Below are 21,185 nucleotides of genomic sequence, written 5' to 3'. Positions count from 1 at the left end.
GCTGCGTCCTGCTTCAGTTTGCACAACCCACCTAATTTCTGTCTTCACAAGGTTGTGCACACACACTTCAAATTTCCTATTTTGCACAACCTTGTTGTGCAGATTGACCTATTTCGCGCTGATTTACACAGCTTTCATTCTAGTGTATCCGCAAAGTTGTGCAAATACCTTTCGAATAGTCCTTTTGGCACAACCTTCCATTAAAACTGCAAACTTTACTAATTCTTCGCAGCAAACTATTATCTAAAACTGCCCAGTCGCCTAAAGCGGCTCACAGCGTTTTTCACTTTATCAATTACGTAGTCCATTTCTTCTATGGTGTTAAATTCATTGAAACTGAAACGAATCGCACCTTCGATTTCTTTATCCGTAAGACCCATGGCAGCAAGCACATGACTGCGCCCTTTTTTATTGGAAGAACAGGCTGACCCTGTGGATACATAGATATCGTCCTGCTCCAGCGTGTGCAGCAAAACTTCGCCCCGGGTTCCCAAAAATGAAACGTTGAGCACACTTACTGCACCATCGTCCGGGCTGTTAATTTTGATATCAGGCACCTGATCTAAAAGCCCTGCAAGCAGGTGTTCTCTGGCTTTTCCCATAGTTCTAACACGTTCAGCAAATGTTTTCTGAGAAATCTCCACGGCCTCGCCAAATCCCAGTATGGCGGGCACATTTTCTGTTCCTGAACGCATATGCCTTTCCTGTCCGCCGCCTACAACAAAAGCCGGCAATCGAATCCCTTTCCGCACATAAAGCGCGCCAATCCCCTTTGGGCCATGAATTTTGTGTCCGCTGACAGAAATCAAATCAGCGCCAGTATGTTCCAGAGAAATTTTCCCATAGGCCTGCACTGCGTCTGTGTGCAGCAACGCGTTTTCCTTTATCTTTGCGATTTCCTCTATGGGCATAATCGTTCCTGTTTCATTGTTGACTGCCATAATCGAAATCAGAATCGTGTCCTCGTTGATGGCAGCATGCAGTTCTTCCATATTCAAACGGCACTTATCGTCCACGCCGATGTATTCCACCTGAAAGCCCTCTGCTTCAAGCGCCTTACAGCTTTCCATCACGGCAGGATGTTCCACCTTAGTTGTAATGATTTTTTTGCCTGTCCGTTTTCTTGCGCGGGCAACACCAAAAAGTGCGGTGTTATCACTTTCTGTTCCTCCCGATGTAAAAAATACTTCGTCTTCCTTTGCCCCCAGTGAATCCGCTACCGTTTTGCGGCTTTGTCGCATCTGCTTTTCTGCCGCAAGTCCCAGTTTATGCAGGGAAGACGGATTCCCATAGTTTTCTTCCATGGAAGTTTTCATCACTTCCGTCACCCGTTCATACTGACGAGTGGTCGCACTGTTATCCAAATAAACAAACATTCTTTTCTCCTATATGCTCAAATGATTGTATTAATCCATTTTTTTCCAAGATATCGCTTGTATTCGACAATTGCCTTTACCAGATTTCCGCCGGATGCTACCAGAATGCAGAGATGCAGCGGCAGTTTAAATACCAGTACGCTGATATACGCCAACGCCACCTCAATGCCTAAATTGCAGACAAGCTCTACCACCATACAGAAAAAGGTATCTCCTCCGGCGCGCAAAATACCGGACTGTACCGCATAGGACGCCATTCTTGGTATCAAAGTAAATGCAAAGACTCCCAAAGAAAGCATTAACATCTGTGTTGTCTCTGCGTCAAAATCGTAAATTACAGCAATCGGTCTTCGCAGCAGCAAAATCAGCACGCACATGATTGCGTTAAGTCCCCACTGGATTACCATATATTTCTTAGAATTTTCATAGGCTTCTTCCCCTTTCCCTTGCCCAAGCGTTGCACCTATTAGCGCTGCATTTGCATTACCCACACCAAAAGATGCACACTGACAAAGATTGCAGAGAACCTGACTGACCTGAATGACCGCCAACGCCTGCGCACTAATTTTGCCGTATGCCGCAAAGGTCAAGCTGACCCCAAGAGACCAGCCTCCTTCACTGATGACTACTGGCAGTGCCGTCTTCATCACCGACTTTACAAAATCCATGGTAAAGCTGGTAAAGTCCTTAATTCGCCCATGAAACGGGTGATTCTTATCCACACACAGATATGTAATTAACGCAGTCAGCTCAAAAACTCTCGCAATCAGTGTAGCAAGAGCTGCCCCCTTTACTCCCATGGCACTAAAACCACCGTGACCGTAAATCATCATATAGTTGAGCACAGTATTGGTCAAAATACTGCACACATTAATGATAGTCGGAACCTTTAGTGACTGAACCGATCTGGAGTTAAACGCAATAGCATAGCTGACGCCTACCGTCAAATAGGTCAATGCCGTAATTCTGATGTACTGGGTGCCAAGAGCAATTACCTGCGGATCATCTGCGAAAAAAGAGATAACCTCAGGTGCTGCGACAACCACTGCAATCACCGTAGGAATACCCATTACCAAACAAAGAATTACATCCATGCCGACAATCCCTCGAATACTCTTAAAGTCCCTAACGCCGAAATACTGCGCCAGTGGCACTGCCGCCCCGCTAAACAGCCCAAATAGAATCATAGAATAAATTCCAAAGACCTGATTCGCAGAACCTACCGCCGCAAGCGGTAACGGCCCCAGTTTTCCAATCATAATATTGTCCACTAAATTCAAGCTTACGGAAATAATTTGCTGCAGCACAATTGGCATTGCCAGCAGCAAAAGTCGTTTATAGTAATTGGGTTCCGTTTGTTTTATCATTTATTTTTTGTCCTTCTTTCCTCGCAAAAGTATAACTATGCATGCCATCCTATGAGAAAATTATCACCTATGCATAAAACCTTCTCATGAAAGAACTCCCCATCGGAAATGGGGAGTTATACTTGCGATATTACTTAGCGTAGTCGATTGCTCTTGTTTCTCTAACCACATTGACTTTAATCTGCCCTGGATATTCCAGTTCAGATTCAATCTTCTTGGAAACTTCCCTGGCCAGCAAGACAATATCATCATCGTTCATTTCTTCCGGTTTTGCAATAATACGGATTTCTCTGCCCGCCTGAATTGCAAAAGACTTGTCTACACCAGGCGTAGTATTCGCGATTTCTTCCAGCTTTTCAAGACGTTTGATATATGCGTCTAAGGTTTCTCTTCTCGCACCAGGTCTTGCTGCAGAAAGCGCATCAGCAGCAGCAATCAATACTGCTTCCATACTCTTAGGTTCATAATCCCCGTGATGAGCAGCCATGCCGTTGATTACCGCCTCAGACTCCTTATATTTCTTTAAAATCTGAATGCCGATATCGACATGGGTGCCTTCATACTCGTGGTCAAGAGATTTGCCTATGTCGTGAAGCAATCCTGCACGCTTGGCCAGCTTTGGATCAAGACCAAGCTCTCCTGCCATGAGCCCCGCCAAATGTGCAACTTCCACAGAATGTTTTAACACATTCTGCCCATAAGAAGTTCTGTATTTCAGTCTTCCCAGAAGCTTCACAAGTTCTCCATGGAGGTTGTGAATTCCAACTTCAAAGGTTGCCTGTTCACCTTCTTCTTTGATGATTGAATTGACTTCTCTCTCAGCTTTGTCCACCATTTCTTCAATTCTGGCAGGATGAATTCGACCATCGACGATGAGCTTTTCCAGTGCGATTCTTGCAATCTCACGTCTTACTGGATCAAATCCGGAAATGATAACTGCCTCCGGTGTATCGTCAATAATCAAATCTACACCGGTCAGTGTTTCGATCGCTCTGATGTTTCTTCCTTCACGACCGATAATTCTGCCCTTCATTTCATCGTTTGGCAGAGAAACTACAGAAACTGTACTTTCTGCAACATGGTCTGCCGCACATCTTTGAATTGCTCCAGTAATGATTTCTTTGGCTTTCTTGTCCGCGTCTTCCTTTGCCTTAGACTCGATATCCTTAATCATCAAAGAAGCGTCATGTCTGACATCCTTCTCAATTTCGTCCAAAAGCAAAGCTTTCGCTTCTTCAGCAGTCAGACCGGAAATCTTTTCTAATTCCTCAATCTGTCTTGCTACAAAACCTTCTAACTCTTGTTTCTTTTCTAAGATTTCTTTCTCGTGTTTAGTAATGCTTTCTTCTCTTTTTTCGATGTTTTCCAGTTTTCTGTCAACTGACTCTTCTTTCTGAATCAACCTTCTTTCAGAGCGCTGTATCTCAGCTCTTCTCTCTTTTGCCTCTCGCTCAATGTCTGTTCGCATGCGATGAGCTTCTTCTTTTGCTTCTAATGTAATCTCTTTCTTAATCGTTTCGGATTTATTCTCAGCGTCCAGAATCAAATTTCTTGCTTTCTGTTCTGCACTGCCGATGGCCTTTTCCCCGATATTTTTTCTCAGGATATAGCCTACTAATATTCCGAGCGCAAGTACTGCTACACAGATAATAATCCATATAATTGGAGACATTAAAGCACCTCCTTCTTTTTTTAATTTTTCTTCAAGTCTCTTCTAAAGTCGTCTTATATTTTCAAGGTTTTCAATAAAAAATTTCGCATTACGTAATTAAATCTTGATATATTCGCACAACATATATTATAATGTTGTAATCGGCATAATGTCAAGAACAAGAGGGGAAAACTATGAACTATTTTTCAAATTTAATTAAAAATATCGATAAAGTCATCATCGGAGTTGTTGTTCTGCTTGCCGGACTCAGCATTTTGATGATTGGAAGCACCCAAATCAGCAGTGGATTTATATCCCGAGAAGTGGTGGTACAGTGCATTGCCTACTTCATTGGATTTATAGGTGTTGTCATAATTTTAAACTTTAACTATAATATGTTCGCTGGGATGGAAAAGTATCTCTACATGCTGTCGCTGCTACTTCTTCTCTCAGTATACATACCGGGACTTGGTATGGAGCAGTTCGGCGCTCGTTCCTGGATTAACCTGGGGGTAACTACCATCCAGCCGTCAGAATTTGTTAAGCTTTTATTTATTCTTATTATGGCAGGCTATCTCAACGAGCACAAAGATGACTTATATAACTTCAAAGGTCTTCTGAAGGCTGGCATTGTGGCTGCGCCTATTATCATTATCGTGCTGAAAGAGGATTTAGGAAGCGCCTTAGTATTCTCTTTCACCTGGGTAGCCATGATTTTCTTTGCAGGTATCAATCTGAAAGTCTTCGGAAAGTTTTTTGCTCTGGTTCTTGCGGCCGTTCCTGTTGCCTATGTCTTTATGGCAGACTATCAGAAAGAGCGTATCGAAGCCTTTCTTCACCCGGATAATCTGAATCTGTCCGGCAACTGGCAGGTATGGCAGTCCAAAGTTGCTATCGGTTCTGGTGGTGTCTTCGGAAAAGGTCTTTTCAATGGTACGCAGAAAGAACTGGATTTTATCCCAGTACAGACCTCTGACTTTATCTTCTCTGTAATCGGCGAAGAACTGGGACTGATTGGAGGACTTGCTGTTATCGGATTATTTACAATTTTAATGGTTCGCATGGCAGGTATTGTCAGAGACGCTTTAGACTTTTACGGCGCCCTGGTGGTTGCCGGTGTCATCGGCATGTTTGCATTCCAAATCTTTGAAAACATCGCCATGACCATGGGGCTTATGCCAGTAACCGGTATTACCCTGCCGCTGCTCAGCGCAGGTGGTTCATCCATCATGAGTAATATGTTCGCCATCGGTCTGGTATTAGATGTGGGTATGCGCAGTAAGGGGATTAATTTTTAATCAAGCGTGAACAACTAAAGCAAAATTGATTCAGTTGCACTCTTTGATTATATCGTCTTTCTCTATGATTAACTATGACCGACAGTAAAAGAGACACCCTTAAGTTGGCAAAGCTAGGGTGTCTCTTCTGTTAGTAATGTGAAGGTATATAAAATTTGACCTGATTGCAAAATTTTTTAAAGTCCTTTTTCCATATAGAACTCGTCGATTGCCTCATAGAATGCGTCAATACATTCCCAACTTGCATTTGGTCCGATATCACAGCCTGAGGAAATTACAAAGTTAGGATACTTATGACAACTCTCCATTACAGCTTTCGTGTTTTCTTTCATTGATTCTGCCGTACCGAAACAGAACTGGTTTGCCGGATCAATGTTGCCCATTACCAGCTTGTCAGCGGGCAGCAGCGGGCAAATATCTGCCATATTGATAACATTGCCAAAATGATAGCCCTCTGCATTAATATCAATCAGCTGGTCGGCAATCTTCGTAACATTGCCGCCGCAATTATGGAAGATTACTACAAATTCTTCATCCTGTACAGCCTCTACAATCTGCTTGCAGTAAGGTGTTACAAATTTCTTGCTTAGCTTTGGTGAAAGCAGTCCCATCATCGGTTCAGCCATAACAAATCCACCTGCATTGGTCTGTTCCTTATAAGCAAGCGCATATTTAGTAATGAATTCCGTGCACTTCTCCATTACGATGGTCACCATTTCAGGCTCTTTCATACACGCCATCATCATCTCAGTCATACCAATCAATCTTCCAGCCATAGTATATGGACCAGCAATGCCCGCAAGAACAGGTCTGTCAGTAATCATCTCAGCAGCCTTCTTTGTTGCATCAATAAACAGCTGTGTACGGCCTGCTCCAATTTCAGGCACTTTCATATTTTCGGCGTCAGCTTTTGTCTTAATCAGTTCACCCAGAGTTGCCGGAACATCATTTTCTGGTACTCTGACCTCAGCACCACAAGCTTCTGCCTCTACTGTCAAATCCATCATGCTAGTTGCTACTAAAGACGGGGTTCTTTCTGCCAGGAATTTCATTCCATCTGCCTGAATCTGCGCATCTGTAACAAGCTGTTTCACTGTTGCGCCTGTCAGCTGTACGGATGGAAAGGTAAGTACTGGTGCACCTTGCTTTCTAGGATTGGCAATTACACTTTCCTTCCATTCTTTCATATTTCTTTTTGCCATTCTCTTTCCCTCCTACTATTCTACATAATCGAGCTTCATTTGTAAAGACTATATCTTTTATAAGACTATATCTACTACAAGAACAATTCTATCATAAGTGCCGCTCTTGTTCTAAGAAATTTTACAGAAATAATGGTAAATTCAATTCTTCTATAAAAAAAGTGCGCAGGTACCCAAACGCACCTGTGCACTTTGTCATGCTATTTTTACTCATACAAGTTCTGACTGTTGCTTTTCAATTCTCTCTACGATATGTTCAAAATTTTCCTCAATATAGGTATCTTCCTTTAATACAATCGGAATCCCCAAATTCATAGAAATTTGAATATTTTCATCAAACTGGATGAGACCCGCAAAAGGAGGCTGCAGCATGGAGGTAATCTCTCGCAGCCGCGGCATATATCCAGCGCTCATCATTTCTGCAACTACCTTATTAAGAATAACAAAACGCTCTTTTATTCCCAGCTTCAGAAGCTGACGATCCACTGCATCTGCATCTCGAAGAGCCGAATACTCTGGTGTAGTCACGATAATAGCTGTATCCGCACCTGCAGAGGACAGAACCAGACCATCGTCAATACCAGAAGGCGCATCAATAATCACATAATCATAGGTATTTTTTAACTTTTCGCAAAGCACCTTCATATGAAGCGGTGTCAGCGTGCCATCATCTCTGGTCGGTGATGCAGCCATCAGATATAAATCATCAAACCTCTTATCTCGAATCAAAGCCTGTTTGATGCGGCAGACTCCTGTCAGAACATCGTAAACATCATACACTACGTTGTTCTCCAGGCCAAAATATAGGTCAAGATTTCGGAGTCCTAAATCCAGATCCAGAATCACCACTTTTGCCCCTCCCTTTGCCAGTGTCGCGCCAAAGTTAACGGCAAACATAGATTTTCCGGTTCCGCCCTTTCCTGATGCAATTAAAAATGCTTTGCCCATTTCGTCCTCCAATTAAATCTAAACTACTGTACTCTATTTTTTCCGTCCATATCGGTTTTATTTACTTTTACTTTATTATCAGCCTCATCCAGCCCCAGATAAGCCTCTAAGATATCCTTGGCTACCGGCGCTGCATTGGAAGAATAACCGCCGTCGATAATCATGACAGCCACCGCAATTTTCGGATTATCAGCAGGCGCCATAGCGATTGTCCAAGCCACATAATCATGAGTCTGCTTATAGGAATTAATCATCGACTGAGTAATCTTGTAACCGCTTGCTTCAATCAGCGCATCATCTACCGTGTCCTCTTCTGATGGATAGCGTTCAGAATCCTTTTCCATCATCTCTTCCATGGTCTTTTTAACCTTAGACCAGGAAATGTCAGTGCCTGCCGCAGAGTTAAACTGTCCCAAATGATTTTTTACATAATTAACTTCACTCTTCGGCTGAATCAGCGTCTGGTTCTCAGCTGTACCGGTTTTTCCAGCAACTGCTACAGGAAAATTCCCAAAGAAGCCGGAAAGCGTACCACTGGTGCATACACGACGCATACCCTTGATTACTTCGTCTACTGTGCCGTCTTTCAGTTTCAAATCTACCGCTTTATCTTTAACATTAAGCCCTTCGCCTTCTACGCCATAAACCAGACTCGCCTGATTTCTGACACCATCGTTTCCAAGCGTTGCTACATAGTTTGCCATTGCAAGAGGCGTATAGGCATTATATCCCTGCCCGATTGAGAAGTTGAACTGGTCGCCTACACCCCACTGCGCCTGAATATAGTAGTCAAACTTGACACGGGAGGCTACCGTTTCAATTTGACTCTCTTTTACATCAGTATGCGCTTTCAAAAGCTCAATCAAATCTCCATACTCCGGATTGTCCTCTGTCCAGTCCGCAATAGTGCTCAGGTTCTCCACCAGCTTGTCGTAGTCGTTCACCACCGACTTCGGGAAGAAAGTATTTCTGTTATTGTACAGATAATCTCTGATTCCCACTTTCGTGTTGTCTATTTTCATCTGAGACGTCGGCGTTTCTGCTACAACCTCGTCAATTTCAATACCGGTCTTGACACCCAGACCGAATTTCTTTGCAGTATCCATCAAATCTTCCACGGTCATGGTATAGCCTAAAGAAGCACCTGAATCCCAGTCCTTACCGGTAGCAATATTATAAAAATAGGTGTTGCAGGAGTTTCCAATACCCCATTCCAAATTCTGGCTGCCATGTCTGCCTCCGTAATCATTCCATGCGGAGCAACCCCATTCTCTATCACCATATTCAATCATACCGTCATCGTAAATGCTTCGGTTAGGATCCAGTCCTGCTTCCAGAGCTGCCACCGCCGTAATAGGTTTAAAGGTAGATCCGGGCTGAATCGCTGCCTTCGTTGCATTGTTATATAGCGGGGCAGGAGAAAACGGATCTCTCGGATTTTCCTGCTGCACTGAATCCCAGGCTCTATCAGAAATGCCATTAGCAAAAATATTCGGATTGTAGGTCGGATAACTTGCCATAGCAAGAACATCACCTGTCTCTGCATCGATTGCAACTGCCGCACCGCTCTTTCCCGCAGCCGCCTTGGCAAGAGATTTTTCTGCAGCCTTTTGCAGGCGCAAATCGATAGTCAAATATACATCAGAACCTTTTTTCGGCTCGCTGGTGCTGATAGTCTCCACGTATTCACCCGCACTGTTTACACGAATCTGGGTCGTGCCAGGTGTGCCGTGAAGCTTTTCTTCCAGCGCCGCTTCTATACCGTCTTTTCCAACAAGATCACTGGAACTGTACCCACGCTCATCTACATAGTACGCTGTCTCACTTTCGGAAATCGCACCTAAATAACCAAGAATATGACACGCCGTATTTTTGTTAGGATAAACGCGCTCGCTTTCTGATGCAACTTCCACGCCGGGAATGCCAGATTCTTCAATATGTGCAATGGTTTTAGTACTGATATCCGACGCAACTTTAATCGGCAAATATCGAGTAAAACCATTGGTCGCAACTTCGTTTCGAATAATAAAAATCTTCCGTGCCTCCTTATCTGAAAGCTCCGGATCAATATCGTACTTCTTGCGAAGCGCTGCAAAGCATTCCTCTGCAGTCATCTTGCCGTTAAATTCATCTTCATAGGAACTGAATTTTCCAAAGAAAAGTTCCAAGGACTGGTCATAGGTATAGACCATCTTATCCTCGTTGATTGGAATATTCAGGTTGTATTTTTCTTCCAGCATCGCCATAGAAGCAAATCTCGCCTCCTGGCTGTCATCCAGATTGTATCTGCTGCAAAGTCTGCTGAACGCCTCTGCCGCAGTCAGATTTGTATCAAAGCCCTGCTTTGACAGCCATTTTTTAATCTGCTGTTTATAAGTGTAATAAAATTTTCCGCTGCTGTTGATTTTAATCGGAAAGTTGTCCGTATACTTATCGCCGTTTTTAATCAGCGTGTTTATCAGTTCCAATGCAGAACTGTTAATTTCTTCTGTAGACAAAGCGCTGACATTAAAATTCACGGTAAATACCTGCTTATTGATAGCGAGCGCTTCGCCGTTTCTGTCGTAAATATTCCCCCGTGGCGCAGAAGTACTGATGGTCTTCGTATTCTGGTCTGAAGCCTTGGAAGTCCACTGTTCATGCTGCAAAATTGTTACCATGAACAAGCGAAAAGACAAAATCACCATCAGAACAATGAGTACCACTACAATCTGCTGATACCTTGCATGCGCCTGTTTTAACCCTTTATTCATTTAAAATACCTATCTCTTCTGTGTTTTTTTACCCTTTTAATGAGAGGCAAATACAGTACTGCTGCAACCAGACAGTTAAATAAAAGCTGCCAAGGCACGGTTTTCATCGCATAGCCGTAGCTGTACGGACTTCCCAGTACAAAATAAATGCCCCAGTACACTGATGTATACAGCCAAGTAGAAAACAGCATTGTAATCAGTGCATTAAAAAAATTTTCTATATTTACAAACTCTCGCAGCACTAAAACTGCAATGCCCGTCACGACCAGTGCGGTAACGCCCGGTCCTATATAAATGCCGAATACTATGTCGTGGAGCAGCCCGAAAACAAATCCGCAGAGAATGCCCGGAAGAGTCTCATCGTACAAAAACGTCAGCACTACCGTCAGACATAGAAGCAGATTCACATTGTTCCCAAAGGCAGGAATCAAATCCTGCAGAAAAGGTTTCAGGAAAAATGCCGCTATATATAGAAGGAATCCCTGCCGATACTTCATAGAATCACCGCAACTTTCTGCAAAGATTTAAAGTCAACAGAGGACTTGATGTCCACCTTCTGCAGCTGTTCATCGCTATCGTATCTTACCTTGGTAATTCTGCCAATTTCAATGCCGGCAGGAAACAGTCCCATACCGCTTGTTACCAGACGGTCGCCTTCTTCCACCTTGGCATTGCTGTCCAGCATAAAACCGCTGAGTGTTCCGTCAGAAGAACCCTCCACCACACCAATCAGCTTCAGATTGCCTGAAACTTTAAAGGTAATGCGGCTGGATTCATCGATCATGGATATTACCTTCGCCCAGCCTTTACCCGCTGAATGCACCTTGCCTACAAGTCCTTCACCGCAGATAACAATACTATCCGGCGAAACCCCGCTTTCAGTTCCCACATTGATGGTAAAAATATTCATCCAGTTGGCACCATCCATGGATACTACATCTGCCGACACGATATCTCCGCTTCCGCTGATGCCCTTGAAATTCAAAACTTTAGACAAAGTCTTCAACTCTTTGAGCTCATTGGCAGAAAGGGTCAGCCCCGTTACCTGCTCTTTTAGCTTTTGATTTTCTTCCTTCAGCGCTTCATTTTCCTTCTGAAGCTGCTGATAGGAGAAAATTCCGGAAACGTTGTCGGAAATCCCCCCTGCTACAGCCGTAACAGGCCGCTCAATGGCTGTATAAATACGATTGAATACTCCCGTTACGATATTGCCACTTCCTCCGGCAGCCACAGAGCCTGCCAGAAACAGCAGACTAAGCAGAATCACTGCCAAAAGAAAACTGATTAACTTGTGATTTTTAATCCACTTCATACCCTATCTATCCTATCTTCTATTAATGCTAGTCGCATAGATTTTCAGTTTTTCGATATTGTTCAGACTCATGCCTGTACCCATCGCCACTGCTTCAAAGGCATTTTCGGCTATATTCGCCTTCACGCCAGTTCTCTTTTCAATCATTTGATCCAAATTGTGAATCATACCGCCGCCTCCGGAAAGAAGCATGCCGTTCGCCGCAATATCTGCCGCAATTTCAGGCGGAGCCTTCTCAATAGTAGCTTTTACACCATCGACAATAATATCCACAGATTCCTGCAGCGCCATCATAATATCTCTGTTGCTTACCTCCAGAATCTTTGGAAGACCGGAGATGATATCTCTGCCGCTGGCATTAACAGTGGTAATAATCTCATCACCGTTTTCATCAAGATCAAGACATGCTGCTCCCACCTGAATCTTCAGGTACTCAGCCGTCTTTTCACCAATCAGCAGTGCATGTCTTTTTCTCATGTACTGAATGATTGCGTCGTTAAACTTATCTCCCGCATGGCGAATAGAGGAACTTGCTACTATGCCGCCTAGCGCAATAATGGCGATATCCGTCGTACCGCCGCCAATATCAGCAATCATACAAGCAGTAGAACTGTCCACATCAAGACCTGCTCCAATTGCAGCTGCCATCGGTTCTTCTAAAATATATACTTCGGAAGCGCCCATATTTCTGACAGTCTCTTCTACCGCTCTCTTCTCTACCTCAGTGACACCGCTCGGCACACCGACTACCACACGGAAATTCTTTACCTTATTGGTTGCCGCAGCCTTTTCAATGAAAGCTTTTAGCATATCTGCAGTTCTGTCAAAATCAGAAATAACGCCGTCTTCAAGGGGTCTGATAACACTGATGTTAGCTGGCGCCTTGCCAATCATGTCCTTTGCCTGTGAGCCTACCGCAAGGGTAACGCCCCTTCTGTTATCCATCGCAATGACGGATGGTTCGTTAAGCACAATTCCCTTGTCCTTGATGTAAATCAAGGTGTTGGCAGTTCCTAAGTCGATTCCCATATCTTTTGCCGAAAATAAGTTAAACATTCTGTTACCTCCAAAAATTCTATCACGTTTACTCCATCAATCCCATTGCTCCCATACTTGCATACCTGCCATCACCAATAATGACATGATCAAGAACCCGAATTCCAAGAAGCTTTCCTGCTTCTGTCAGTCGCTTCGTAGTTTCAATATCTTCGCCGCTGGGTGTCGGATCCCCGCTGGGATGATTGTGGATAAAGATTACAGCAGCAGCGCTCTTTCTAATTGCCAGCTGGAAAACTTCTCTCGGGTGGATGATGGTGCTTGACAATTCACCCACAGACACGGAATCAACAGCAATGATTTCGCTTTTTGTGTTGACCAGTACAGATTTGAAATGTTCCTTTTTCCGATATCTAAGTTCTTCCATAAAAAGCTTAGCAACATCCTCAGAACCTGTAATAGTACTGCGCTCTTTTGGCATACTTGCCGCAATACGCTTACCAAGTTCTATGGCTCCCAAGATACTGCACGCTTTGGAAGGTCCGATACCATCAATCTGCAGAAGATCTTCCAGCGTACATCCACCTAAATCACAGATGCCGCCGGGAAATGCTGAAAGCACATCTTCTCCCAGACCAATTGCTGACTTGTTTTTGGTGCCTGTATGAAGAATCAGCGCAATCAGCTCCGCACTGGACAGCTTGTCTATGCCGATACTGCAGGCTTTTTCTACAGGTCTTTCATTCTCGGGCAATAATTTTATTTGCATATCATATCCTCTCTATGCTGATAAAATCTGCCGTAACAATTTCCATTCCATTTTAAATTAATCGCAAAATATCATTATGAATTATATCATTATTTGTCAGTCCTTACAAGCAAAAGCCCTTATATTTTTGTGAAAGGCGGGCAAAATATTTACTGAGATAACGTGATGAGGAGGTTTTATTATGAGTCATTGTTGTAATCAGAAAATCAACTGCACTGTAACGCAGTGCAAGCACATCGCAGGTGATGGCACCCACTGCTCTCTGGAAGCAATCACCGTCGGCACTCACGAGGCAAATCCGACCCAGTGCCAGTGCACAGACTGCATGTCCTTCCAGGTAAAATAAGCGCGGCGTCTAAATTTAGAACCATGCCTATTTCAAGGTAGTCATGCACTTTGCCCTCTCTTTTCGCATATAGTTTTATTCGAAGAGGGGGTTACATATATGAGCAGTTCCTTTCCACTGCCACTTTCAGAAAATGAAGAGAAAATGTACGTTGAAATGATGGAAGCTGGCGACCCCTTGGCGAAAGACGTTTTAATCGAAAGAAATCTTCGTCTGGTCGCCCATATTGCCAGAAAATATACAGGCGCCAATACCCCTTTAGAAGATTTAATTTCCATTGGATCTATTGGGCTGATAAAAGCAATCAATACCTACACCAGCAAAAAGGCCGCAAGACTTGCCACCTATGCGGCAAGATGTATCGAAAATGAAATTCTGATGAACATCCGGGCATCAAAGAAAAACAAACAGGAAGTCTCCATCAGTCTTCCCATCGGCACGGATAAAGACGGAAACGAAATCAGTCTCAATGACATCTTAGGCACAGATCCCGATGAAATTGTTGACAATCTAAATCTGAAATTTCAAATCAAGGAACTTTACGAAATCATAGAAAAAGTGCTGACACCCAGAGAAAAGGAAATCATCTGTCTTCGCTACGGACTTTCGGGAAGAGAGGCAAAAACTCAGAGGGAAATCGCATCTTCTATGAATATCAGCCGTTCCTATGTTTCCAGAATCGAAAAGCGTGCGCTGGAAAAGCTGCGAGACGGATTTCATCAGTAGAGAAAATTTACAATCTCTTCAAAGACAGGAAGTGCTGAACGGCTTCCTGTCTTTCCATTTTCAGCAATTATAGTCACTGTATATTCAGGGTTCTCCGCAGGAAAATATCCTGTAAACCAGCCATGCACTGTATAACTTTCATCTGACCCCGCCTCGGCAGAACCGGTTTTTCCTGCAGATTTCCTATGCAGACTTGCACTGGAAGCCGTTCCCTTTTCACAGACCGCCTCCATCATGTGGGCAATCTCCTTGGCAGTCACTTCAGTCATTACTCTAGTTCCCTCCGGTGACTGTCCTTCCATACTCATAACAAGAGTTGCCTGATAATCCACTCCGCCAGAGGCGATAATATTGGTCATTTTTGCGATTTGCACCGGTGTAACCAAGAGACTTCCCTGACCAATGGCAAAATTTGATAGCCCTCTATCCCTTCTCTCGCTTTCCTCCGGAAAAGTTCCAGACTCTTCATCAGGAAAGCCGGAAATGACAGTCTTTCCAAGACCCATCCGCTGTGCCATCTCAACAATGGTCTCGGATCCAGTCTTTTCTGCTAAATGGGCAAAAAAGCCGTTGCAGGACAGCGCAAAAGCTTCTTCAAAATCCACTTCCCCATGTCCGCTCGGATGATCATCGCAAATCAGTGTTACACCGTTAACTTCTGTCTTTCCAGTACAATTATATGTTTCCGTCAAATCAGCTGCACCGCTTTCAAGAGCAGCGGCAGCCACTACAATTTTAAACACTGAACCTGGCGGATATACTCCCTGCACCGCTTTGTTGACAAGCTCTCCCTGTCCGGAGTTAAGGTAATTCTCCACCTGATTGGGATTAAACCCCGGCGTACTGGCCATTGCCAAAATCTGTCCTGATCCCGGTTTCATCACCACTACCGCACCAGAAATTTCTTTTTCTTTCAAAATTTCTTCAATTTTCTTTTGCAGACTGCTGTCAACAGTTGTTACCACTGCTGCCGGATCAATCACAGTGCAGTCCTGGCTCTGACTTACTCCAATTCCAGGAACCGGTGCCCCTATGCCATTGCCTACCATCAGAAGCTTTGCAGAAGAAGCAGAGAGACGATATTGGAACATTTTTTCAAGACCAGCTGCACCGGTTCTATCCTCCCCACTGAGATAGCCGATTAAGTGAGCAGCAGTCTGCGTATCTTCGTACCTGCTTCCAAGGCAGAATCCATAAGCGCCATAGCGGGTAAGCAGCGTTTCATTCACCTCTTCATCGTACACGGCAGTCTTATATACCGTATAACCCTCCCCTTTGGAGCCTGCCACTTCTGCCTGCACCTTCCTCATCAAAAGAGTAAATCCCGCGTCGCACCTTTCTTCCGCCACGAGATAATAATAACTGCATCCGCTGTCTGTAAGGGGAAGCATATTCCTGTCATAAATGGTGCCGCGATTATTGACAGACTGCACCTTTATAATCTGCTGCCCCAAAGCGCCTGCCGCCAGTTCCTGCCCGCACAAAATCTGAATATAATACAGCCTGCCAATCAGCGCTAGAAATAAAGCCAATCCTACAATCCCAATGATTCTAATCCGCTTTCCATACCGCTTCACCATGTCGCTTCCTCCCATAAAAAAGACTTTGCAGATAGTTTTTCCGCAAAGTCTCTCGTTATACATTTTCAAGTGTTTTAAATGCGATGCATGAACAGACCGCTCCCAAGCTTCGGCTCAAACCAAGTGGATTTCGGAGGCATAATTTGACCACAATCAGCAATATGCATCAGCTCTGCCATAGTCACCGGATATACAGCAAATGCCAGCTTCATATCACTGTCCGCACGGCGTTTCAGTTCCTCAAGTCCTCTGATTCCTCCGATAAAGTCAATTCGCTTGTCTGTACGCGGATCAGAAATTCCAAGGATTGGTCCAAGGAGATGATTCTGCAAAATAGAAACATCCAGCGCACCAATTACATCGTCCGGCACCAGCTCATCTTTCGCCCGCAGTTCATACCACGTGCCACTCAAATACATAGAAAACTCGTGAATATGCTGCGGTCTATAGCTCTCCGCACCCTTTTCTATAATCACAAAACCTGCTTCTTCAATTTTCTGAAGAAGTTCTTTCTCTGTATAACCGTTTAAGTCTTTTACGACTCTATTATAGTCAAAGATTTTCAGCTGACTGTCCGGAAAAATCACCGCCATGAAGTAATTGAATTCCTCTTCACCAGTATAATTAGGACAATCCTGCCGCCGCTTCATTCCAACCTTGTAAGCAGATGCACTTCTATGGTGTCCGTCAGCGATGTAAAGGGCAGGTACCTCTTCAAAGGCTTCGCAAAGTTTTGCTATCACAACTTCTTCCTCAACAACCCAAAGTGCATGTCCAATACCTTCTGCCGTTGTCAAATCGTACACCGGTTCATGGCTTTTCGTATAACCATCGATTACAGCATCAATGTCGCTGCTGTCCCTATAAGTCAAAAATATCGGTTCCGTATTGGCGCTGCAGACATCAAAGTGATTAATTCTGTCCTGCTCTTTCTCAACTCTGGTCAGTTCATGCTTCTTGATATCGTTATTTGCATAGGCGTCAATACTGCAGCATCCTACGATTCCGGTCTGAAATCTGCCATCCATCTGTTGTCTGTAGATATAAAGGGCAGGCTTTTCTTCCTCTAGCAGCACTCCGCTCTTTAGAAATGCCTGGATATTATCTCTGCCTTTTTCGTAAACACTTCTGCTATAGGGATCAATTTCCCCGGGCAAATCAATTTCGGCTCTGCTGATATGAAGAAAACTATCCGGATTTCCCTTTGCCATTTCTGCCGCTTCTTCTCTGTTCATTACATCATAAGGAAGTGCAATGACGCGTTCTGCTTTTTCTTTTGCAGGTCTGACAGCCCGAAAAGGTCTGACAATCGACATTATTTGTTCATCTCCTTGCTGATAAAATCTATTACTTCTTCAATTTTCATCTCTGTGGTGTCCAGTTCCAATGCGTCATCCGCTTTTCTAAGAGGATTTATTTCTCTGGTAGAATCATTATGGTCTCTCTGCTTGATATCTGCAAGAACCTTCTCATAAGTCACCTCTTCGCCCTTTGCAATCAGCTCCTTAAATCGTCTGTTTGCACGCTCTTCTGCTGTCGCCGTAATATAAAACTTATACTCCGCATCTGGAAATACCACTGTACCGATATCTCTGCCATCCATAATAACGCTTTTTTTCTCACCCATCTTCTGCTGCTGTTCTGTAAGCTTAGCTCTGACAATGCCAAGGGCAGAGCAATCAGAAGCCTGCTTGGAAATTTCCTCTGTTCTAATTCTGTCGTTGATATTTTCCCCATCCAAATAGATGTTTCCACTGGAGAAGTCAATTTCGGTTTCTTTTAACATTTCGGTAATCGCAGGAATATCATCCATAGCGATACCCTTTTGCAGCATTTTATATCCCACAGCTCTGTACATTGCGCCTGTGTCAATATAGTCTATGCAAAGTTTCTTTGCAATGGCTTTGGCGATGGTGCTCTTTCCTGCACCGCTAGGTCCATCCACCGCAATTCTAATGATTTCTTTCATGTATTTCTCCTGTTTTTTACTTGTTTCCAATGAGTTTCTCAATTTCTTTGATGAATGTATTCACATCGGTGAACTGACGGTATACTGACGCAAATCTGACATAAGCAACCTCGTCCAGTTTTTTCAGCTGCTCCATAATCAGTTCTCCGATAAAAGTGCTTTCGACTTCCTTCTCCATCAAATTGTTCAGCCCCCGCTCAATTTCGTTGACGATTCGTTCAATATCCGCCATAGAAACCGGGCGTTTCTCGCATGCCTTAACAATGCCGTTCATCACTTTATTGCGATCAAAAGACTCCCTGCGTCCGTCCTTTTTAATGATCATGATGATAGATTCTTCTACTTTTTCGTAAGTTGTAAAGCGCTTGCCGCACTTTTCGCAGCCTCTTCTCCGTCTAATTGCATGTCCTTCCTCTGTCGGTCTGGAATCGATTACCTTCGTATCCGGATTCTCACAGTATGGGCATTTCATCTGGCATTCCTCCTTGATCTTTCTCTGGAAACAGTTTACTTTTCCATTTTACTACATATTGTAGTTTTTGCAAAGAAAATTCTTCAGAAGACTGCACCTATATTTAGTAATTTTCCATTTTAGAAAACATCCGCCGGTGACTATCACCCTGCACAGCTTTCCCTTAGTTTTGTCCAACTCAATACCCCTCTAAATCTACCAGCACTACATCGTCTCCAATCGTTCTAATCCTGTCCCATTTTATGACAAAATCATCCTCCCTGTTTCCAAAAAATCGAAATAACCCCCGCTCTGCCGGTATAATCACACCATCAATCGTTCCCTTCTCCAGATTTACTTCTATATCATAGATAAAGCCAAGGCTCCTGCCATCCCGCATATTGATGACTTCCTTATTCTTCAGTTTGTCCGTACTTAACATATTTTTCCCCCTTTGATCTGACCATAGTCGTATAATTCACTATATGCAAAAGTTTTCCGAATATGCAAAACGATCCCCTTCAGGGACCGCTTTGTTTTGCCTTTTAACCTTTTAATTTCAGTCAATATTATATATGGTTAATCATTGCCAATTATTCCAAGCATATAGCATTGGCAAAAATTAAATTGAATCATTGCTGCAATGGATAAATACAATTTGAAGGACTCTTTCATAAACACCATGAAAACAATTGTAATAGCGCAGCATATCACATTTGCAATAATCATTTTCACTTTCTTTTTCATTACAATTTCTTTTATGCTTTTAAAAACAATGAAGTAAACTGCAATAATCACAAAGACATTAATTCTACTAATTCCTTCGATTAAGTTTCTCAGCCCCGTGATATTCTTCTGATTCTCATACTGCTGTAGCAGTTCACCCCATTCATTTATCGAAAAACCTTTCGATAAAAAAGACGGTCCGCTAACAATGTCATGGTGAAAAATCAATACATATATCAGCACAGCTGCCACAAACATAGTCCAGATGTAATACACTTTTTTGTAACTCACAAGACTTTACCTCTTTCGATTCTATTTTCCCTTAATCATTAAACGGATTATGTTTCGGAAACGATTCTGCTTTAAAACCCGATTTATAAGCATATGGTCCTGCTGTAGGATTGTTAACTTTTCTGACTTTTCTATATGATAGCATATTTGCTCAAATTCGTCAATTTATGATTTGTTTTATAATATATAATATTAAAATCATTTTATTTATAAATTTTTAGCAAAATACATTTTACATATAGAAAAAAGAACCACCTCATGAACGGCTATTTTCCATTCATACAGGCGGTTCCCTCAAAATTCACAAATAATATTCAGTTATTTCTTACTGACCTCTTTGCCATACTCGATGACTTTATCCATGACTTTATTTAAAAGGAGGGAAGTACGGACGTTGTTTTCTTCGCCCCACTCCTCTATGGTCATGTTATATGCACTCTTAAATGCATCTTCGTCCATATTAGCAGATTTCAGCAGGCTCTGCAGATACTCCGCATACTCATCGTCGCTGACTTCCAGTCCCTCAGTCTTAGCAATGCTGTAAAGCACCATCTCTTCTTTGACGATAGATTCCGCATAAGTCTCAATAGTCTTGTTTAAATCTTTCTCTTCATAACCGATGGTTTCTAAATAATCTTCCCATTCCATGTTATAGTCGCTTGCGACTTTCTTGAGATTTTCCTTTTCTTTCTCAATCCTCTCAGCCTTTTCATCAGGGTACTGTTTTACTTCGGAAGCTTCCACAATCTGCTGCCACAGACCACTTTTCATCTGGTTCTCAGCTTCTGTAGTCTTAGTCTCAGTCAAGTCAGCCTTTACTCCCTTTTCGAATTCTTCCAGGGATTTATAATCGCTGTAGTACTCCTTGACAAAGTCCATGTTGTATTCAGGTACGTTCTCAACCTTCTTGCTGTTAATCTTTACTTCAAAGGTTGCTTCTTTGCCTGCTATATCCGGATTGTTCTCATAAGGATCTGGAAAAGTGATATCGAAAGTTACGGTATCGCCAACTTTCTTGTCAATGAGTTCGCTTTCAAAGCCCGGAATCATATTTCCGGAACCAATAGTCAAGCTCTGACCCTCAGCGCTGCCGCCGTCAAATGCCTTGCCATCCATGGTGCCCTTAAAGTCGATATTAACAGTATCTCCGTCCTTTACAGTACCCTCAGTTACGTCTTCAGAAGTCTTATGGGCTTCCAGTCTCTTCTGAATTTCCTCTTCTACTTCCTTGTCGGATACAGAAACAGAAACCTTCTCATATTCCAGTCCTTTATATTCTCCTACAGTCACGTATTCAGACAGATCGTAATCGCTGTAAGGTTCACTTTCACCGCAGGAAGTCATCGCAAAAACTGACGCCAGGCAAAGCACTGCAATCAGACTGCTTGATAATAGTTTTTTCTTCATGTCATTCCATCCTCTAA

Annotated in this window: 20 protein-coding genes; 3 read left to right on the top strand and 17 right to left on the bottom strand. The window is 43.2% G+C overall.

The window, feature by feature from the left end; all coding sequences use genetic code 11:
- Positions 1–239 precede the first annotated feature (239 nt).
- The 3 genes from V1225_RS07495 to rny all read right to left on the bottom strand — a co-directional run bounded on the left by V1225_RS07495 (position 240) and on the right by rny (position 4,415).
- On the bottom strand, positions 240–1,376 hold the full coding sequence (locus tag V1225_RS07495; protein ID WP_251612623.1) for a cysteine desulfurase family protein: 1,137 nt from the start codon (positions 1,374–1,376) through the stop codon (positions 240–242).
- A 17-nt stretch (positions 1,377–1,393) separates the two neighbouring features.
- Positions 1,394–2,743, bottom strand: a complete 1,350-nt coding sequence (locus V1225_RS07490) for an MATE family efflux transporter (protein WP_160201279.1) — start codon at positions 2,741–2,743, stop codon at positions 1,394–1,396.
- A 130-nt stretch (positions 2,744–2,873) separates the two neighbouring features.
- Positions 2,874–4,415, bottom strand: coding sequence for a ribonuclease Y (gene rny, locus V1225_RS07485; protein WP_160201280.1), 1,542 nt, complete (start codon positions 4,413–4,415; stop codon positions 2,874–2,876).
- A gap of 173 nt (positions 4,416–4,588) precedes the next feature.
- Between rny and V1225_RS07480 the strand changes: the two genes are divergently transcribed.
- Positions 4,589–5,692 (top strand): FtsW/RodA/SpoVE family cell cycle protein, encoded by a 1,104-nt coding sequence (locus V1225_RS07480; protein WP_251630218.1) that lies wholly within the window; start codon positions 4,589–4,591, stop codon positions 5,690–5,692.
- Positions 5,693–5,868: 176 nt separating this feature from the next.
- Here V1225_RS07480 and V1225_RS07475 read toward each other — a convergent pair whose 3' ends face one another.
- The 7 genes from V1225_RS07475 to radC all read right to left on the bottom strand — a co-directional run bounded on the left by V1225_RS07475 (position 5,869) and on the right by radC (position 13,672).
- The gene (locus V1225_RS07475; RefSeq protein WP_251630219.1) at positions 5,869–6,894 is read right to left on the bottom strand and encodes a uroporphyrinogen decarboxylase family protein; all 1,026 of its coding nucleotides are present in this window, start codon (positions 6,892–6,894) and stop codon (positions 5,869–5,871) included.
- Between the two features lie 210 nt (positions 6,895–7,104).
- Positions 7,105–7,842 (bottom strand): septum site-determining protein MinD, encoded by a 738-nt coding sequence (gene minD, locus V1225_RS07470; protein WP_161908232.1) that lies wholly within the window; start codon positions 7,840–7,842, stop codon positions 7,105–7,107.
- A gap of 23 nt (positions 7,843–7,865) precedes the next feature.
- Positions 7,866–10,595 carry a penicillin-binding transpeptidase domain-containing protein gene (locus tag V1225_RS07465; RefSeq protein ID WP_160201284.1) on the bottom strand — a complete coding sequence of 910 codons (2,730 nt, stop codon included), beginning with the start codon at positions 10,593–10,595 and terminating at the stop codon, positions 7,866–7,868.
- A complete protein-coding gene (mreD, locus tag V1225_RS07460; protein WP_251612641.1) occupies positions 10,592–11,092 on the bottom strand; it encodes a rod shape-determining protein MreD in 501 nt (166 codons plus the stop codon). Before mreD ends, V1225_RS07465 begins: the two co-directional genes overlap by 4 nt.
- Positions 11,089–11,907, bottom strand: a complete 819-nt coding sequence (gene mreC, locus V1225_RS07455) for a rod shape-determining protein MreC (protein WP_160201286.1) — start codon at positions 11,905–11,907, stop codon at positions 11,089–11,091. Before mreC ends, mreD begins: the two co-directional genes overlap by 4 nt.
- Positions 11,908–11,919: 12 nt before the next feature.
- The gene (locus V1225_RS07450; RefSeq protein ID WP_160201287.1) at positions 11,920–12,963 is read right to left on the bottom strand and encodes a rod shape-determining protein; all 1,044 of its coding nucleotides are present in this window, start codon (positions 12,961–12,963) and stop codon (positions 11,920–11,922) included.
- 28 nt (positions 12,964–12,991) lie between these two features.
- Positions 12,992–13,672 (bottom strand): DNA repair protein RadC, encoded by a 681-nt coding sequence (gene radC, locus V1225_RS07445; protein WP_160201288.1) that lies wholly within the window; start codon positions 13,670–13,672, stop codon positions 12,992–12,994.
- Between the two features lie 181 nt (positions 13,673–13,853).
- On the opposite strand from radC, the gene V1225_RS07440 reads away from it, so the two are divergent.
- Both V1225_RS07440 and sigK read left to right on the top strand, forming a co-directional pair.
- Entirely contained in the window at positions 13,854–14,018 is a 165-nt protein-coding gene (locus tag V1225_RS07440) for a DUF1540 domain-containing protein (RefSeq protein ID WP_160201289.1), read from the top strand.
- A gap of 99 nt (positions 14,019–14,117) precedes the next feature.
- Complete coding sequence (gene sigK / locus V1225_RS07435; protein ID WP_160201290.1) at positions 14,118–14,744, top strand: RNA polymerase sporulation sigma factor SigK; 627 nt, start codon at positions 14,118–14,120, stop codon at positions 14,742–14,744.
- Here sigK and V1225_RS07430 read toward each other — a convergent pair.
- The 7 genes from V1225_RS07430 to tig all read right to left on the bottom strand — a co-directional run bounded on the left by V1225_RS07430 (position 14,738) and on the right by tig (position 21,168).
- Entirely contained in the window at positions 14,738–16,324 is a 1,587-nt protein-coding gene (locus V1225_RS07430; protein WP_160201291.1) for a penicillin-binding transpeptidase domain-containing protein, read from the bottom strand. The genes sigK and V1225_RS07430 overlap by 7 nt on opposite strands.
- A gap of 74 nt (positions 16,325–16,398) precedes the next feature.
- Positions 16,399–17,640, bottom strand: a complete 1,242-nt coding sequence (locus tag V1225_RS07425) for a DUF1015 family protein (protein WP_160201292.1) — start codon at positions 17,638–17,640, stop codon at positions 16,399–16,401.
- Positions 17,640–18,293 carry a (d)CMP kinase gene (cmk, locus tag V1225_RS07420; RefSeq protein WP_160201293.1) on the bottom strand — a complete coding sequence of 218 codons (654 nt, stop codon included), beginning with the start codon at positions 18,291–18,293 and terminating at the stop codon, positions 17,640–17,642. Before cmk ends, V1225_RS07425 begins: the two co-directional genes overlap by 1 nt.
- A gap of 16 nt (positions 18,294–18,309) precedes the next feature.
- Positions 18,310–18,765 (bottom strand): transcriptional regulator NrdR, encoded by a 456-nt coding sequence (gene nrdR / locus V1225_RS07415; RefSeq protein WP_160201294.1) that lies wholly within the window; start codon positions 18,763–18,765, stop codon positions 18,310–18,312.
- Between the two features lie 178 nt (positions 18,766–18,943).
- Positions 18,944–19,186 (bottom strand): YlmC/YmxH family sporulation protein, encoded by a 243-nt coding sequence (locus V1225_RS07410; RefSeq protein ID WP_160201295.1) that lies wholly within the window; start codon positions 19,184–19,186, stop codon positions 18,944–18,946.
- 137 nt (positions 19,187–19,323) lie between these two features.
- On the bottom strand, positions 19,324–19,761 hold the full coding sequence (locus tag V1225_RS07405) for a hypothetical protein (RefSeq protein ID WP_338545933.1): 438 nt from the start codon (positions 19,759–19,761) through the stop codon (positions 19,324–19,326).
- Positions 19,762–20,079: 318 nt separating this feature from the next.
- On the bottom strand, positions 20,080–21,168 hold the full coding sequence (gene tig / locus V1225_RS07400; RefSeq protein WP_338545932.1) for a trigger factor: 1,089 nt from the start codon (positions 21,166–21,168) through the stop codon (positions 20,080–20,082).
- Positions 21,169–21,185: the final 17 nt, after the last annotated feature.

The sequence above is a fragment of the Emergencia sp. JLR.KK010 genome (genome assembly GCF_037018265.1).
Classification (GTDB): Bacteria; Bacillota; Clostridia; order Peptostreptococcales; family Anaerovoracaceae; genus Senimuribacter; species Senimuribacter intestinalis.
This window is presented reverse-complemented; position numbering and strand designations above follow the sequence as displayed.

Bases quoted from the DNA above. Each gene is read 5' to 3' on its own strand.
- V1225_RS07495 (WP_251612623.1), bottom strand. From the start codon at position 1,376: ATGTTTGTTTATTTGGATAACAGTGCGACCACTCGTCAGTATGAACGG.
- V1225_RS07490 (WP_160201279.1), bottom strand. From the start codon at position 2,743: ATGATAAAACAAACGGAACCCAATTACTATAAACGACTTTTGCTGCTG.
- rny (WP_160201280.1), bottom strand. From the start codon at position 4,415: ATGTCTCCAATTATATGGATTATTATCTGTGTAGCAGTACTTGCGCTC.
- V1225_RS07480 (WP_251630218.1), top strand. From the start codon at position 4,589: ATGAACTATTTTTCAAATTTAATTAAAAATATCGATAAAGTCATCATC.
- V1225_RS07475 (WP_251630219.1), bottom strand. From the start codon at position 6,894: ATGGCAAAAAGAAATATGAAAGAATGGAAGGAAAGTGTAATTGCCAAT.
- minD (WP_161908232.1), bottom strand. From the start codon at position 7,842: ATGGGCAAAGCATTTTTAATTGCATCAGGAAAGGGCGGAACCGGAAAA.
- V1225_RS07465 (WP_160201284.1), bottom strand. From the start codon at position 10,595: ATGAATAAAGGGTTAAAACAGGCGCATGCAAGGTATCAGCAGATTGTA.
- mreD (WP_251612641.1), bottom strand. From the start codon at position 11,092: ATGAAGTATCGGCAGGGATTCCTTCTATATATAGCGGCATTTTTCCTG.
- mreC (WP_160201286.1), bottom strand. From the start codon at position 11,907: ATGAAGTGGATTAAAAATCACAAGTTAATCAGTTTTCTTTTGGCAGTG.
- V1225_RS07450 (WP_160201287.1), bottom strand. From the start codon at position 12,963: ATGTTTAACTTATTTTCGGCAAAAGATATGGGAATCGACTTAGGAACT.
- radC (WP_160201288.1), bottom strand. From the start codon at position 13,672: ATGCAAATAAAATTATTGCCCGAGAATGAAAGACCTGTAGAAAAAGCC.
- V1225_RS07440 (WP_160201289.1), top strand. From the start codon at position 13,854: ATGAGTCATTGTTGTAATCAGAAAATCAACTGCACTGTAACGCAGTGC.
- sigK (WP_160201290.1), top strand. From the start codon at position 14,118: ATGAGCAGTTCCTTTCCACTGCCACTTTCAGAAAATGAAGAGAAAATG.
- V1225_RS07430 (WP_160201291.1), bottom strand. From the start codon at position 16,324: ATGGTGAAGCGGTATGGAAAGCGGATTAGAATCATTGGGATTGTAGGA.
- V1225_RS07425 (WP_160201292.1), bottom strand. From the start codon at position 17,640: ATGTCGATTGTCAGACCTTTTCGGGCTGTCAGACCTGCAAAAGAAAAA.
- cmk (WP_160201293.1), bottom strand. From the start codon at position 18,293: ATGAAAGAAATCATTAGAATTGCGGTGGATGGACCTAGCGGTGCAGGA.
- nrdR (WP_160201294.1), bottom strand. From the start codon at position 18,765: ATGAAATGCCCATACTGTGAGAATCCGGATACGAAGGTAATCGATTCC.
- V1225_RS07410 (WP_160201295.1), bottom strand. From the start codon at position 19,186: ATGTTAAGTACGGACAAACTGAAGAATAAGGAAGTCATCAATATGCGG.
- tig (WP_338545932.1), bottom strand. From the start codon at position 21,168: ATGAAGAAAAAACTATTATCAAGCAGTCTGATTGCAGTGCTTTGCCTG.